Annotated in this window: 13 protein-coding genes; 1 reads left to right on the top strand and 12 read right to left on the bottom strand. The window is 67.2% G+C overall.

Annotated elements, in window-relative coordinates; all coding sequences use genetic code 11:
• Positions 1-60 precede the first annotated feature (60 nt).
• The gene (mobB, locus tag K307_RS27935; RefSeq protein WP_042884062.1) at positions 61-582 is read left to right on the top strand and encodes a molybdopterin-guanine dinucleotide biosynthesis protein B; all 522 of its coding nucleotides are present in this window, start codon (positions 61-63) and stop codon (positions 580-582) included.
• Between the two features lie 169 nt (positions 583-751).
• Here the strand turns inward: mobB and K307_RS27930 are convergent, their stop codons facing one another.
• From K307_RS27930 to ubiE, 12 genes are all read right to left on the bottom strand, one after another.
• Positions 752-1,519: an endonuclease/exonuclease/phosphatase family protein gene (locus tag K307_RS27930; protein WP_042884061.1), complete on the bottom strand. Its 768-nt coding sequence runs from the start codon at positions 1,517-1,519 to the stop codon at positions 752-754.
• Complete coding sequence (gene nudB / locus K307_RS27925; protein ID WP_042884059.1) at positions 1,516-2,007, bottom strand: dihydroneopterin triphosphate diphosphatase; 492 nt, start codon at positions 2,005-2,007, stop codon at positions 1,516-1,518. The genes K307_RS27930 and nudB overlap by 4 nt, the downstream gene beginning before the upstream one ends.
• 93 nt (positions 2,008-2,100) lie before the next feature.
• Complete coding sequence (locus K307_RS27920) at positions 2,101-3,027, bottom strand: hypothetical protein (protein ID WP_051975454.1); 927 nt, start codon at positions 3,025-3,027, stop codon at positions 2,101-2,103.
• A 222-nt stretch (positions 3,028-3,249) separates the two neighbouring features.
• A complete protein-coding gene (gene aspS, locus K307_RS27915; protein ID WP_042884058.1) occupies positions 3,250-5,058 on the bottom strand; it encodes an aspartate--tRNA ligase in 1,809 nt (602 codons plus the stop codon).
• Positions 5,059-5,133: 75 nt separating this feature from the next.
• Positions 5,134-5,856: a DUF502 domain-containing protein gene (locus K307_RS27910; protein WP_042884056.1), complete on the bottom strand. Its 723-nt coding sequence runs from the start codon at positions 5,854-5,856 to the stop codon at positions 5,134-5,136.
• Between the two features lie 14 nt (positions 5,857-5,870).
• Positions 5,871-6,215: an FmdB family zinc ribbon protein gene (locus K307_RS27905; RefSeq protein ID WP_042884055.1), complete on the bottom strand. Its 345-nt coding sequence runs from the start codon at positions 6,213-6,215 to the stop codon at positions 5,871-5,873.
• Between the two features lie 220 nt (positions 6,216-6,435).
• A complete protein-coding gene (locus tag K307_RS27900; protein ID WP_042884051.1) occupies positions 6,436-7,872 on the bottom strand; it encodes a sodium:solute symporter family protein in 1,437 nt (478 codons plus the stop codon).
• A 283-nt stretch (positions 7,873-8,155) separates the two neighbouring features.
• Entirely contained in the window at positions 8,156-8,779 is a 624-nt protein-coding gene (locus K307_RS27895) for a methyltransferase domain-containing protein (RefSeq protein ID WP_042884050.1), read from the bottom strand.
• A gap of 25 nt (positions 8,780-8,804) precedes the next feature.
• Positions 8,805-10,382 carry a ubiquinone biosynthesis regulatory protein kinase UbiB gene (ubiB, locus tag K307_RS27890; RefSeq protein WP_042884048.1) on the bottom strand — a complete coding sequence of 526 codons (1,578 nt, stop codon included), beginning with the start codon at positions 10,380-10,382 and terminating at the stop codon, positions 8,805-8,807.
• A gap of 68 nt (positions 10,383-10,450) precedes the next feature.
• Complete coding sequence (locus tag K307_RS27885) at positions 10,451-11,122, bottom strand: ubiquinone biosynthesis accessory factor UbiJ (RefSeq protein WP_042884046.1); 672 nt, start codon at positions 11,120-11,122, stop codon at positions 10,451-10,453.
• A 133-nt stretch (positions 11,123-11,255) separates the two neighbouring features.
• On the bottom strand, positions 11,256-12,236 hold the full coding sequence (locus K307_RS27880; RefSeq protein ID WP_042884045.1) for a Tim44 domain-containing protein: 981 nt from the start codon (positions 12,234-12,236) through the stop codon (positions 11,256-11,258).
• 63 nt (positions 12,237-12,299) lie between these two features.
• Positions 12,300-13,031, bottom strand: a complete 732-nt coding sequence (gene ubiE, locus K307_RS27875) for a bifunctional demethylmenaquinone methyltransferase/2-methoxy-6-polyprenyl-1,4-benzoquinol methylase UbiE (RefSeq protein WP_042884044.1) — start codon at positions 13,029-13,031, stop codon at positions 12,300-12,302.
• Position 13,032 lies beyond the last annotated feature (1 nt).

The raw sequence follows: 13,032 nt of genomic DNA, 5'->3' as shown, positions 1-13,032 counted from the left end.
GCGCATCTCTGCTATCGTCGATGGCGATGCATTCCATAGACGCCCCCCACGGAACCGATTGTGAAAGTGTTCGGCATTACCGGCTCGTCCGGCAGCGGCAAGACCACCCTGCTCGATCAGCTCATCCCCCGCTTCGTCGCCGCCGGCCTGCGCGTGGCCGGCGTCAAGCACACCCACCATGGCTTCGATCCCGACACGCCCGGCAAAGACTCCTGGCGCATGCGCGAGGCCGGCTGCGCCAATGTCGTGCTGGTCGGCGCGCGCCACCTGACGATGATGCGCCACTACCCGGAAGCCGTGCCCTCGCCCGAATTGGACGATGCGCTGGCGGTGCTGCCACGCGACACCGACCTGGTGCTGGTGGAGGGCTACAAGCGCAGTGACTTCCCGAAGCTGGAGGTCTATCGCCCGGCACTGGGGCGTGCACCGCTGTGGGACGAAGTGCCGGGCGTGGTGGCCGTGGCCAGCGACGAGCCGGCAGCCGTGTCGGCAATGACCTCGCTACCGGTGCTGGACCTGAACGACGTGCAGGCGGTGTTCGCCTTTATCCGCGACTATGAGGGACGGAGTGTCAAAGGCTGACGCCCGTGGGTTAAAACCGTTGGCCCCGCTTGATGTGGCTCCGAGCTAAACCACCCCCCACCCCGGTCCCTCTCCCCCTGAGGGGGTGAGGGGGAGAGGGAGAACACCTTGCTTAGGCTAGTTCGGGCGGCTTTGGAGCACCCAAAACCGTTGGCTTCGCCTGGTGTGCTCAGGCGGCTCGGGTTTCCTCTTCCTCGCCCTGCGGATGCCCAAGCTCCGCCACCAGCGGCACGTGGTCAGAGCGCTGCGCCCAGTCGCGGCCGGTCAGCGCGTGTGCGCGCTCGATCTCGTAGCCCCGCACATAGATGCGGTCGAGCTGCCACCACGGCATATGACTGGGAAAAGTGTGCAGCCGCCCGCCGCGCGCGTGCGAGGCCTCCACCGCGCCCAGCGTATTGCAGATCTGCGCATCGAGCCGGTGGTTCCAGTCGTTGAAATCGCCGGCGATCACCAGCGGCACGCCGTTCGGCACCACGGTGCGCACGCGCTCCACCAGCGCCTCGGCCTGGCGCACGCGACTGCGGGCGAACAGCCCGAAGTGCACGCAGATCAGGTGGGTTTCGATGCCATGGACATCGGCCACCGCATGCAGCAGCCCGCGCTGCTCGAAACGGTGATCGGAAATATCGAGGTTTTCGGACATCAGGATCGGATGGCGCGACAGGATCGCGTTGCCGTGATGCCCGTGCTCATAGACCGCGTTGCGCCCGTAGACGGAATGCGGGTAGGCGTCGGTGGCCAGGTAGTTGAGCTGGGTGTGCTCGGGGTCGAACAGCGCCGCCGCCACCAGCCGGTCGTTGCGGTCCTGCACTTCCTGCAGGAATACGATGTCCGCATCCATCGCATGCAGGCCCGCGCGCACGTTCTGGATGCGCGGGCGCCGCGAGATGCCGGTCACCCCCTTGTGGATGTTGTAGGTGACCACGCGCAGCTTCATGGCTGCGCTCCGCACGCCGCCTGCCGCCCGCCGGACCCTTCAGCCCCCTCAGTGCGCCAGGCCAGCTGGCGGATCGCTTCCGCATTGCTGCTGGAAAAGCACTGCTGCGCGGCCTGCTCCCACGGCAGCCATTTGTATTGCAGGTGCTCCAGCGGCGCCAGCGTCACCGGCAGCGCCGCATGCACGCGCAGGCCGAACCAGTGCTCGGTATTGCGCGTGATGCCTTCGGCGTAGCGGTGGCGCCACTGCGGGTAGATGTCGTACTGGATCGAGTGACCCCAGTCGGTGAGCTGGTGCTCGCCGGCGACGATGCCGGTTTCCTCGGCCACTTCGCGCGCCGCGGTCAGCGCCAGCGGTTCATCCAGGGTATCGAGGCTGCCGGTCACGGATTGCCAGAAGCCGGGGCGGTCGGCGCGTTCCAGCAGCAGGACTTGAAGATCTGGCGTGTAAATCACCACCAGCACGGATTCCGGGATCTTGTAGGGCATGGGACTGGGCGATAGGACAAACCCAAGGATAGCGCAGCCGCGCCCGCTTGCCACGCGAAAGCACGGCGCCCTCTGCTGTTCTTAACGCTGGCCTTACGCGGCGTCGCGCGCGGTATGCGGCGCGGGGTGTGCCGCGCCATGGGGAGAGATATAGAAAGGATCGGTGCCGCGCTCCCAGGTGTCGAACACCTGTGGCGATTCGCCGTGGCCCCAGGCAGCGCGCAGCTGGTCCATCAGCGGCGCCAGCGCGCGGCGGTAGCGTTGCGATGCGGCATGGGCCTGATCGGCCAGCGCATCGGCACGGTGCCGGGCTTCGGCCTGCAGCCGGCCCCGCTCCTGCGCGATTTCCTTCTCGCGCTGGCCCAGCGTGTTGTACTTCTGGATCAGGAAACGCTGGTAGTCGCCGCCGTCCACGCCCTGCGCGGCCTGCGCATTGACCTGCTCGAAGCGCAGCACGATGCTGCCGGTTTCACGCTCGATATGCGCGGCTTCGGCGTCCAGCGCCTGCAACGATTCCTGCAGCCTCTGAGCGTCGCGGCGCAGCCCCTGCACCTGCGCTGCCTCATCCTCGAACACGCGCTGCGCGCCCAGGTAGGCCTGCACCACCGGCTGCGGCGCCACCACCAGCAGCGGATCGGCGCCGCCGGCACGCTGGCCGGGCAGCAGCGCGTCATCGGCCAGCCGCAGGTTGCCCAGTTCGTCGAGCCAGCGGCCGCGCGTCATCACCGCGCCGACGGTATCCAGCGCCAGCCGGCGCAGCGCCTCGGCGCGCTGCTGTTCTACCGGCTCGGCCGCCGCCGCCGCGGGCGCAGCGGACTGCACCGCGTGGGCGATGTCGGGCACGCAGGCCGCCACCGTCGTGGCCACCGACTCGGACATCGCCTGCGCCGAGCGGCGCACGGCGCGGCGCAGCTCGAAGCGCGCCAGCAGCATCATCAGCAATCCGGCCACCAGCCAGGTGATGATGGTTTGGTCATGGGCCAGCAGGAACTGGCGGATCAGGTCGACATCCAGGTTCACGAATTTCTCCCGAGTGCCGGGAGCCTTCATCGCGCGGCCCCTCGGCAAATTACGTGTCAAAGAAAGCAGACCCGGCGGCGGCGCCCTTCGTTCCGACCGGTAACAAATCGAAACCAATGCGCCGCAGGCACCACCGCGTGGCAGGTCGGCGTTGCGCATAAAGCAAAAAAGCCGCGCAAATGCGCGGCTTCCTTGCAACAGTCGTCAAGTATATCAGTCGCCTCAGACCGTCGGCTTCGGCTCCGCGGCGCGCAGGCGGATGTGCAGCTCGCGCAGCTGCTTCTCGTCGACCGAGCTCGGGGCCTGGGTCAGCAGGTCCTGGGCGCGCTGGGTCTTGGGGAAGGCGATCACGTCGCGGATCGAGTCGGCGCCGGCCATCATCGTGACGATGCGGTCCAGGCCGAAGGCCAGGCCGCCGTGCGGGGGCGCGCCGTACTGCAGCGCGTCCAGCAGGTAGCCGAACTTGGCACGGGCTTCGTCGTCGTTGATGTTGAGCGCGCGGAACACCTTGCTCTGCACGTCGGCACGGAAGATCCGCACCGAGCCGCCGCCCATTTCCCAGCCGTTCAGCACCATGTCGTAGGCCTTGGCCAGGCACTTGCCCGGGTCGGTCTCCAGGTATTCCAGGTGCTCGTCCTTGGGGCTGGTGAACGGGTGGTGCATCGCCACCCAGCGGGCGTCTCCCTCGTCGTACTCGAACATCGGGAAGTCGACCACCCACAGCGGCTTCCAGGCGTCCTCGAACAGGCCGTTGGCCTTGCCGAAGTCGGAGTGGCCGATCTTCAGGCGCAGCGCGCCGATCGAGTCGTTGACGACCTTGGCCTTGTCGGCGCCGAAGAAGATGATGTCGCCGTCCTGGGCGCCGGTGCGCTTCAGGATTTCATCGATGGCGGCATCGTGCAGGTTCTTCACGATCGGCGACTGCAGGCCGTCGCGGCCCTTGGCCACTTCGTTGACCTTGATCCAGGCCAGACCCTTGGCGCCGTAGATGCCGACGAACTGGGTGTAGGCGTCGATCTCGCCGCGCGAGATCTGGCCCCCGCCCGGCACGCGCAGGCCGACCACGCGGCCATTGTCGCTGTTGGCCGGGCCCGAGAACACCTTGAAGTCGACGTCCTTCATCACCTCGGTCAGCTCGGTGAATTCCAGCTTGACGCGCAGGTCAGGCTTGTCCGAGCCGAAGCGGGCCATGGCCTCGCGGAACTCCATCACCGGGAACTTGACGCCCAGGTCGACGTCGATCGCGTTCTTGAACACCGTGCGCATCATGTCCTCGAACAGGTCGCGAATCTCCTGCTCGCTCAGGAACGACGTTTCGCAGTCGATCTGCGTGAACTCGGGCTGGCGGTCGGCGCGCAGGTCTTCGTCGCGGAAGCACTTGGTGATCTGGTAGTAGCGGTCGAAGCCCGAGACCATCAGCATCTGCTTGAAGATCTGCGGCGACTGCGGCAGCGCGAAGAAGTGGCCCGGGTTCACCCGCGACGGCACCAGGTAGTCGCGCGCGCCTTCCGGCGTGCTCTTGCCCAGCATCGGGGTCTCGATGTCGATAAAGCCCTGTGCGTCCAGGAACTTGCGCACTTCCATCGCCACCTTGTAGCGCAGGCGCAGGTTGTACTGCATCTGCGGGCGGCGCAGGTCCAGCACGCGGTGCGTCAGGCGCGTGGTTTCCGACAGGTTGTCGTCGTCGAGCTGGAACGGGGGCGTGACCGACGGGTTCAGCACGGTCAACTCGTGGCACAGCACTTCGATCTTGCCCGAGGTCAGGTTGGCGTTCTCGGTGCCGGCCGGACGCGGACGGACCTTGCCGGTGACGCGGATGCAGAACTCATTGCGGATCTCTTCGGCGGCCTTGAACATCTCCGGGCGGTCCGGGTCGCACACCACCTGCACCAGGCCTTCGCGGTCGCGCAGGTCAATGAAGATCACGCCGCCATGGTCGCGGCGGCGCTGGACCCAGCCGGTCAGGGCCACTTCCTGGCCCGAGAATTGTTCGGTCACCAGACCGCAGTAGTGAGTACGCATGGAGGACATAAGGAGATTCCCGGTAAAACGCGGCCGCCCGAAGCGCTTGGTGTAACCCGGACGGCCCGTGATCAGTTTGAATGCTTAAGGATCGGTGGTCTCGACCGCTTCCTCGCTGCTGGCCTTGCCCGCCGGGCTGGCAGGGGCTGCCGGATGGTCCGGGCGGCCCGCGCCGCCGTTCTTGCGGGGCAGTTCGGCCGGTGCCACCACGCCCATCGAGACGATGTACTTGAGCGCGGCGTCGACGGTCATGTCGAGTTCGATAGTGTCGGCCTTGGGCATCATCAGGAAGAAGCCCGAGGTCGGATTCGGCGTGGTCGGCACGTAGACGCTGACGTACTCGCCCTGCAGGTGGTTCTGCACGTCGCCGCCGGGGCGCCCCGTCAGGAAGGCGATCGTCCACGAACCCTCGCGCGGGTACTGCACCAGCAGCGCCTTGCGAAAGGCATTGCCGGAAGACGACAGTAGCGTGTCGGAGACCTGCTTGACGCTGGTGTAGATCGGGCCCACCACCGGGATATGGCCCAGCAGCGCTTCCCACCAGCGCACCAGGCGCTGGCCGATGAAGTTGTGCGCCAGCAGCCCGACCAGCAGGATGCACAGCAGCGTCAGGATCGCGCCCAGGCCGGTGACGCGCTTGCCGAACAGCAGCTGGTCCGGACGCCAGGCCTCGGGCAGCAGCGCCAGGCTCTGGTCCATCGTGCCGATGATCAGGCTGAGCACCCACAGCGTGATGCCCAGCGGCACCAGCACCAGCAGCCCGGTCAAGAACCAGGTCTTGAGCGCGGAAGTCTTCTTTGCGACCACGGGGCGGGTCCGGGTCAGTGGCAAGCGCAGGCGCTGCCGCAGCCGCCGGCGGCCGGCGTGGCCGAGGCGGTGCTGGCCGTCGACTCAGCCGCGGCCGGGGCGCTGGCCGCAGCCGCGCCACCAGCGGCACCAGCGGCACCAGCGGCCGTAGCGGGCGCACTGCCACCGCCGCTGCCGCCGCGGAAGTCGGTCACGTACCAGCCGGAGCCCTTAAGCTGGAAACCGGCTGCGGTCAGCTGCTTCTTGAACGCGCCAGCGGCGCCGCACGACGGGCAGTCCGTCAGCGGGGCATCGCTCATTTTCTGCAGCACATCGCGCCCGTGGCCGCAGGCGTCGCAACGGTAGGCATAGATCGGCATGGTGTTTATTTCGCGAGAAAAACGTCGGGATCGGTACAAAGGCGGGCATCGCCGCCGGAGCCGGAAACGGCGTGGGACCGCGGAAAACCCGCGCCCGCCGACCCACATGGCGATGCAAAGCCTTGAATTATAAACCGTTCCGGGGCTGGCTGATGGCCGGAAATGAGGGGGTTCCGGGCGCCCGGCACGGCGGCGGAGCCGGGTTGCCAGTCAGGCGCGGTCAGGCAATATGCACTTCCTTGACCGGCGCGTGATCCGCAATCCACTGCGGCAACAGCGAACCGACCACCATGCCGCTGATGGAGAACAGCAGGCCCACCATCTGCGGCGGCATCACCGCGTCGGCGAAAGCGACCTCGCAGGCCAGCCACGACGACAGGCCCAGAAGGATCGCCGCCAGCCCGCCCTGGCGGGTGGCGTGCTTCCAGAACATGCCAAAGGCCAGCGGCACGAACGACGACACCAGTGTGACCTTGTAGGCATTTTCGACCATATGGAAGATCGACAGGTGCGAGTTCAGCGCGAACAGCGTCACCATCGCGGTGAACACCAGCACCACGGTCTGCATTACGCGCAGGAACTGCTTGTCATCCAGGTGCCGGAAGTACGGGCGCAGGATGTTCTCGGCAAAGGTCACCGACGGCGCCAGCAGCGTGGCCGAGGCGCAGCTCTTGATCGCCGACAGCAGCGCGCCGAAGAACATCACCTGCGCGAACATCGGTGCGTGCTGCAGGATCAGCTGCGGCAGGATCAGCTGCGAATCGGCGTTGATGTATTTGGCGACCATGTCCGGATCGATCAGCGTGGCCGAATACGCCAGGAACATCGGGATAAAGGCGAAGCAGAAGTAAAGCACGCCGCCCAGCACCGAGGCGCGTCCGGCGATCTGCTCGGTGCGCGATGAGGTCACCCGCTGGAACACGTCCTGCTGCGGGATCGAGCCCAGCATCATGGTAAACAGCGCCGCCGCGAAACCGATGATCTGGATGATGTCCAGCGACGGCAGGAACTCGAACTTGCCGGCCGCGGCCGCATGCGACACCACCGCGACGACGCCGCCGGCCTGGCCGCTGACCTCGTAGCCGATATAGAGCATACCGATGACGATGATGATCATCTGGATGAAGTCGGTGATCGCCACCGACCACATGCCGCCGAACAGCGTATAGACCAGCACGCTGGCCGCGCCGATCATCATGCCGGCCTCCTGCGACACCGCGCCGTCCGACACGGTAAGGAACACCAGCCCCAGCGCCTTGATCTGCGCCGCAACCCAGCCCAGGTAGGACACCACGATGCAGAGCGTGGTCAGCACCTCGGCGAGCCGGCCGTAGCGGTTGTGGTAGTAATCGCCGATGGTCAGCAGGTTCATCCGGTACAGCGGCCGGGCGAAGAACAGGCCCACCAGGATCAGGCAGAGCGACGAGCCGAAGGGATCGGAAACGACACCCGACAGGCCTTCCTTCAGGAATACGGCGGGGATGCCCAGCACCGTCTCGGAGCCGAACCAGGTGGCAAAGACGGTGGCGGTGACGATGTAGAACGGCAGGCTGCGCCCGGCGACGGCGAAATCGGTGGTGTTGCGTACGCGCAGCGCCGCCCACAGGCCAATGCCAACCGAGATTACCCAGTAGATGATGACGAACCAGATCAGCATGCCGCTGCCCTATGCAGAAAGTGCCCTTGTGGCGAAAAACCGAATGCCGGGCGGCCTGCGTGGTGCCCGGAGTCCAATTCATCGGTCGGGGCCGCATGAGGAGCTTCTTGGCGTGCTTCCCGGCCGATGAAGGCGGGAAAGACGCGGCCGGGCCTGCGGTCGTAGCCGAATCAAAACGCGGATTATAGCGACGCAGACCGGCGCGGGCGAAAAAAATTCCCCGGTGGCGCAAATGCGCCACGCGATGCATCGCTGCCGCCACAAGGGCTGGCCGTCGGACCGCTCAGCCGGCCAGCCGGCGCCAGACCTGCCAGCGCTCCTGGCCCTGGAACACCGGCAGCGGCGCGGCCGAGGGCCGGTCCTCGAGGCGCTCGAAGGCCGGCGCCAGCAGCGCGTCCAGCTCGGCGGCCGGCATCGCGAAGGGCGGCCCGCCCTGGGTCTCGCCCAGATAAAAATAGCCAGCCAGCAGGCCGCCCGGCGGCAGCAATTCGGCCACCCGAGCGGCATAGGCGGCACGCATCGCCGGCGGCAGCGCGCACAGGAAGGCGCGCTCGTAGACCAGCTGGCATGGCGGCTGCGGCGTGAAGGTGAAGAAATCCCCCTGCTGCACCACCGCGCCGGCGGCGGCGCCCAGCGCGCGCCGGGCCGAGGCCACCGCCTGCGGCGAGAAGTCGATCGCCGTCACCGGCCAGCCGCGCTCGAACAGCCAGGCGGCCTCCCAGCCATTGCCGCAGCCGGGCACCAGCGTTGGGCAAGGCGCACGGCCATCGATGAACTGGCGGAATTCCTCGGGCACGCCGCCCAGGTCCCAGGGCGTGAAGCCCTGTTCGAAGCGCTCGTCCCAGAAGGCGGGGTCGGCGGCGTTGCGGGTGGCGAACTGGGGTGCCGGCTTGGCGGGATCGGTCATGGTCTGTTCGGTCGGTAATGCGGGTCTACCAGTACCCGGCCCAGGCCAGCACATGCGTCAGCACGATGCCGGCGACAAAGCCGCCCACCAGCAGTAGCGTGGTACCGAGCAACCGGTTGGTGCGGCGCTGCTCCAGGACCAGCATCGCCAGCAGCTTGTCCTGCTCGCCGTTGCCGGCCAGCACGCGCCGCTCCAGGAACTGGTGTGCCAGGCGCGGGAAGTCCGGCAGCATTTTGGCCCACTGCGGCGCTTCCACCTTGACCCGTTCCCACACGCCCTGCCAGCCCACCTGCTGGTACATCCAGCGCTCCAGGAACGGCTTGGCGGTCTTCCACAGGTCGAGGTCGGGATTGAGCTGACGGCCCAGCCCTTCGATATTGAGCAGCGTCTTCTGCAGCAGCACCAGTTGCGGCTGGATCTCGACGTTGAAGCGGCGCGAGGTCTGGAACAGGCGCATCAGCACCATGCCCAGCGAAATCTCCTTGAGCGGCTTGTCGAAGTACGGCTCGCAGCAGGCGCGCACCGCGCTTTCCAGTTCCTCCACCCGGGTCTCGGGCGGCACCCAGCCGGACTCGACGTGCAGCAGCGCGACGCGATGGTAGTCGCGCCGGAAGAAGGCGATGAAGTTCTGCGCCAGGTAGTTCTTGTCGAACTCGGACAGCGCGCCGACGATGCCGAAGTCGAGCGCGATATAGCGGCCGAAGGTCTCGGGCTGCACCGACACCAGGATGTTGCCCGGGTGCATGTCGGCATGGAAAAAGCCGTCGCGGAACACCTGCGTGAAGAAGATCTCGACGCCCTCCTCCGCCAGCAGCTGCATGTCGACGCCGGCGGCCTTCAGCGATTCGGTGCGCGAGATCGGGATCCCGTGCATGCGCTCCATCACGAACACCGTGCTGCTGCACCAGTCCCAGAACACCTCGGGCACCAGCAGCAGGCTGGTGTCGGCAAAGTTGCGGCGCAGCTGGCTGGCGTTGGCGGCCTCGATCATCAGGTCGAGTTCGTCGTGCAGGTACTTGTCGAACTCGGCCACCACCTCGCGCGGCTTCAAGCGCTTGCCGTCGGCCCAGAAGCGTTCCAGCCAGGTCGCCATGTCGCGCATCAGCGCCAGGTCGCTGTCGATCACCGGCAGCATGCCGGGGCGCAGCACCTTCACCGCGACCTCGCGGCCGTGGTTGGGGCCGCCCTTGAGCGTGGCGAAGTGGACCTGCGCGATCGAGGCGCTCGCCACCGGCTGGTGCTCGAAGGTTTCGAACAATTCGTTAAGCGGGCGGCCCAGCGCGCGTTCGATGATCTTCACCGCGACCACCGAATCGAACGGCGGCACCTGGTCCTGCAGCTTGGCCAGTTCGTCGGCGATATCCGGTGGCATCAGGTCGCGCCGGGTCGACAGCACCTGGCCGAACTTGACGAAGATCGGGCCCAGCCGCGTCAGCGCCAGCCGCAGCCGCACGCCGCGCGGCACGTCGAGCTTGCGGCCGATGGTGATGACACTCACCAGGAAGCGGATCCGGCGGCTGCGGAAGCCGGAGAGCACCAGCTCGTCCAGGCCGTAGTAGAGGATGACGAAGAGAATCTTGCCAAGGCGCAGGAGGCGGGTCATTCGGGAGTCTTCACGAGGCCGGGCGGGCAGTCACGTTGTGGGTTGGGGGATGCGGGCGCGCAGCTCGGTCAGCGGTGCGGGGACGGCAGGCTGGTGGCCTGGCTGGCCGGGCCGCCGCGCTCCAGGCGCTCCAGCCGTTTCTCCAGCCGGGCCAGGCTGTCGCGAACCCGGCCCACCTCGGTGCCGAATTCCTCCAGCGCGGCATGCCGCACCAGCGTCGGATGCTCGTCCAGCAGGTAGTCGGTGACGTTGTCCACCAGCGCGCGGCCCACGCGCGTGGCCTGCTCATGCACCTGGCGCGCGCCGTCGACCACGCGTTGCGCCACGCTGTCGCTGACGGGCCCGCCCAGGATGCCGCGCAGCGCGCGCGACAGGTCCTCGGCGGCGTCCCAGCGCAGGTTGCGCGCCAGCGTCGACACGGTGTTGGCCAGTTCGGCATCGCCCTCGATGCGCACGTGGCGCATGGCGGCGGCCTGCCCGCCTTCGGCCACGTCGGCGGCCACCAGCGGCCACTGCTGCAATGGCACGCGCAGCGTCACCGCGGGCGCTTCGGCCTCGGGTGCCATTTCCGTGCAGCCGTGCTCGGTCACCTTCAGCGACAGCACGAAGGCGGCGGCATCGAAACGGATCACGCGTCCGGCAAACGGCGCAAGCTGGCTGCGGGCCCACGGCTCCTGCTCGAGCAGGTGGTTCAGCGCCGATACGGCGGGCGTGGCCAGGGCGGAAGGCAATGTGTTCATGGCGGCGTGGGTTGGCTGGCAGGCGGGCAGCGGCGCTGCGCGTCGGGCATCCCAAACAAAAAAGGCCCACGCTTTCACGTGGGCCTCCATTCTAAGCTACTCCCCCCGGCGCATCACCGCCGCGGGTGCGCTATCAGGACTCCTGCTGGATACCGGCCAGCAGCCAGCCGCCGGTACCGCTGGCGGGCTTGGCCAGGTTCCACACCTCGCCGAACGGCTGGGCCGCCTCGCCGGACTTCTCGCGGATCATGCCCGAGAAGCGCACGCTGGCGATATGCTGGGCCGGCGTCGACTCGATGCCGAGCAGCTGGGCTTCCAGCGTGACCACGTCGGTCTTGTTGACCTCGGCGCCGCGCTCGGCCAGGTCCATCTTGATCTCGGCGAACATTTCCGGCGTGGTGAACTCGCGGATGTCGTCTAGGTTGCCGGCGTCCCACGCGGCCTGCAGGCGCACGAAGTGGACCTTGGCGTTGCGCAGGAAGGCTTCGGTGTCGAAGTCGGCCGGCACGCCCCACGGCTGCTGGGCCACGGCATCGGTCGCGACCGGCGCGGCTGCCGCGGCGGGCAGTACCGTGTTGGTGGGCGGGCTGGCGGAGGGGACAGGCGTCGGCTCACGGAGCATGGGCTCGGCGTTGCGGCCCAGGTTCGGGGCGTTACCGGCACCAGCGTAGGCCGGCTGCTGGGTGCGCTTGCTGCCGCCGCGGAACTTGCGAATCAGCCAGATTGCGGCAAACGCGACCAGCGCAATCAGGATCAGGTTGGACAGGAAGCTCAGCGCCGCGCCGCCCAGGCCGAAGTGCGACAGCAGCCAGCCGATACCCAGGCCGGCGGCGATGCCGCCCAGGATGCCGCCCCAGTTGCGCTTGGGCGCCGCGGCCGCGGCCGCGCCGGCTGCGCCGGCGGTTGCCGGAGCTGCCTGTTGTGCGGGCTGCTGCGCCTGCTGCGTTGGCGAAGTCGGTTGCGGCGCCTGCTGGCGCTGCTGCGTGACCGTCGACGACTGCTTGCCGATGCTGCGCGAACCGCCCATGCGCTTGGCATTGGCGTCGAACACCATCCCGAAAGCAATCGCCGTGATCAGCGACCCTACCAGGAATTTCCCACGAAATGACGACATATTCTGCTATCCCCTGTCAGATTCACCCTATCTTGGGGTGAGGCATGGCGATTTCAAGTCCTTCTAATACTTCCGCCCGACGTGGAGCGCCACCACTCCGGCCGTCAGATTGAAGTATTCGACATTCTCCAGGCCGGCATGTTCCATTAAGCGGACAAGTGAGACCTGGTCTGGATGCATTCTGATCGATTCCGCGAGATAGCGATAGCTGGGGGCATCCCCTGCCACGCGCTCGCCCAACCAGGGGAGCACCTTGAAAGAATAGACGTCGTAGGCCTTCTCCAGGGGTTTCCACACCTTGGAGAACTCCAGCACCATGACCTTGCCGCCCGGCTTGACCACCCGGCGCATCTCGGCCAGCGCGGCATCCTTGTGCGTCATGTTGCGCAGGCCGAAGGCCACCGTCACCAGGTCGAAGTAATTGTCCGGGAACGGGATGCGCTCGGCGTCGCACAGGCATACCGGGGTCACAATGCCCTTGTTCAGCAGCCGGTCGCGGCCCACGCGCAGCATCGACTCGTTGATATCGGTCAGCCAGACCTGCCCGGTCGGGCCGGCCTGCTTCGCGAACGCCTTGGCCAGGTCGCCGGTGCCGCCGGCGATGTCCAGCACCTTGTGGCCGGGGCGCACGCCGGCCTGGGCGATGGTGAACATCTTCCAGAGCCGGTGCATGCCGCCCGACATCAGGTCGTTCATCACGTCATACTTGCTCGCCACCGAATGGAACACGCCGGCGACCTTGCCGGCCTTTTCCTCTTCGCCGACCTTTTCGAACCCGAAGTGGGTTTCACTCATC

The sequence above is a fragment of the Cupriavidus necator A5-1 genome, assembly GCF_000744095.1.
In the GTDB taxonomy this organism is placed as follows: domain Bacteria; phylum Pseudomonadota; class Gammaproteobacteria; order Burkholderiales; family Burkholderiaceae; genus Cupriavidus; species Cupriavidus necator_A.
The sequence above is the reverse complement of the archived record's forward strand: the minus strand, read 5'-3'. Positions and strand labels throughout refer to the sequence as shown.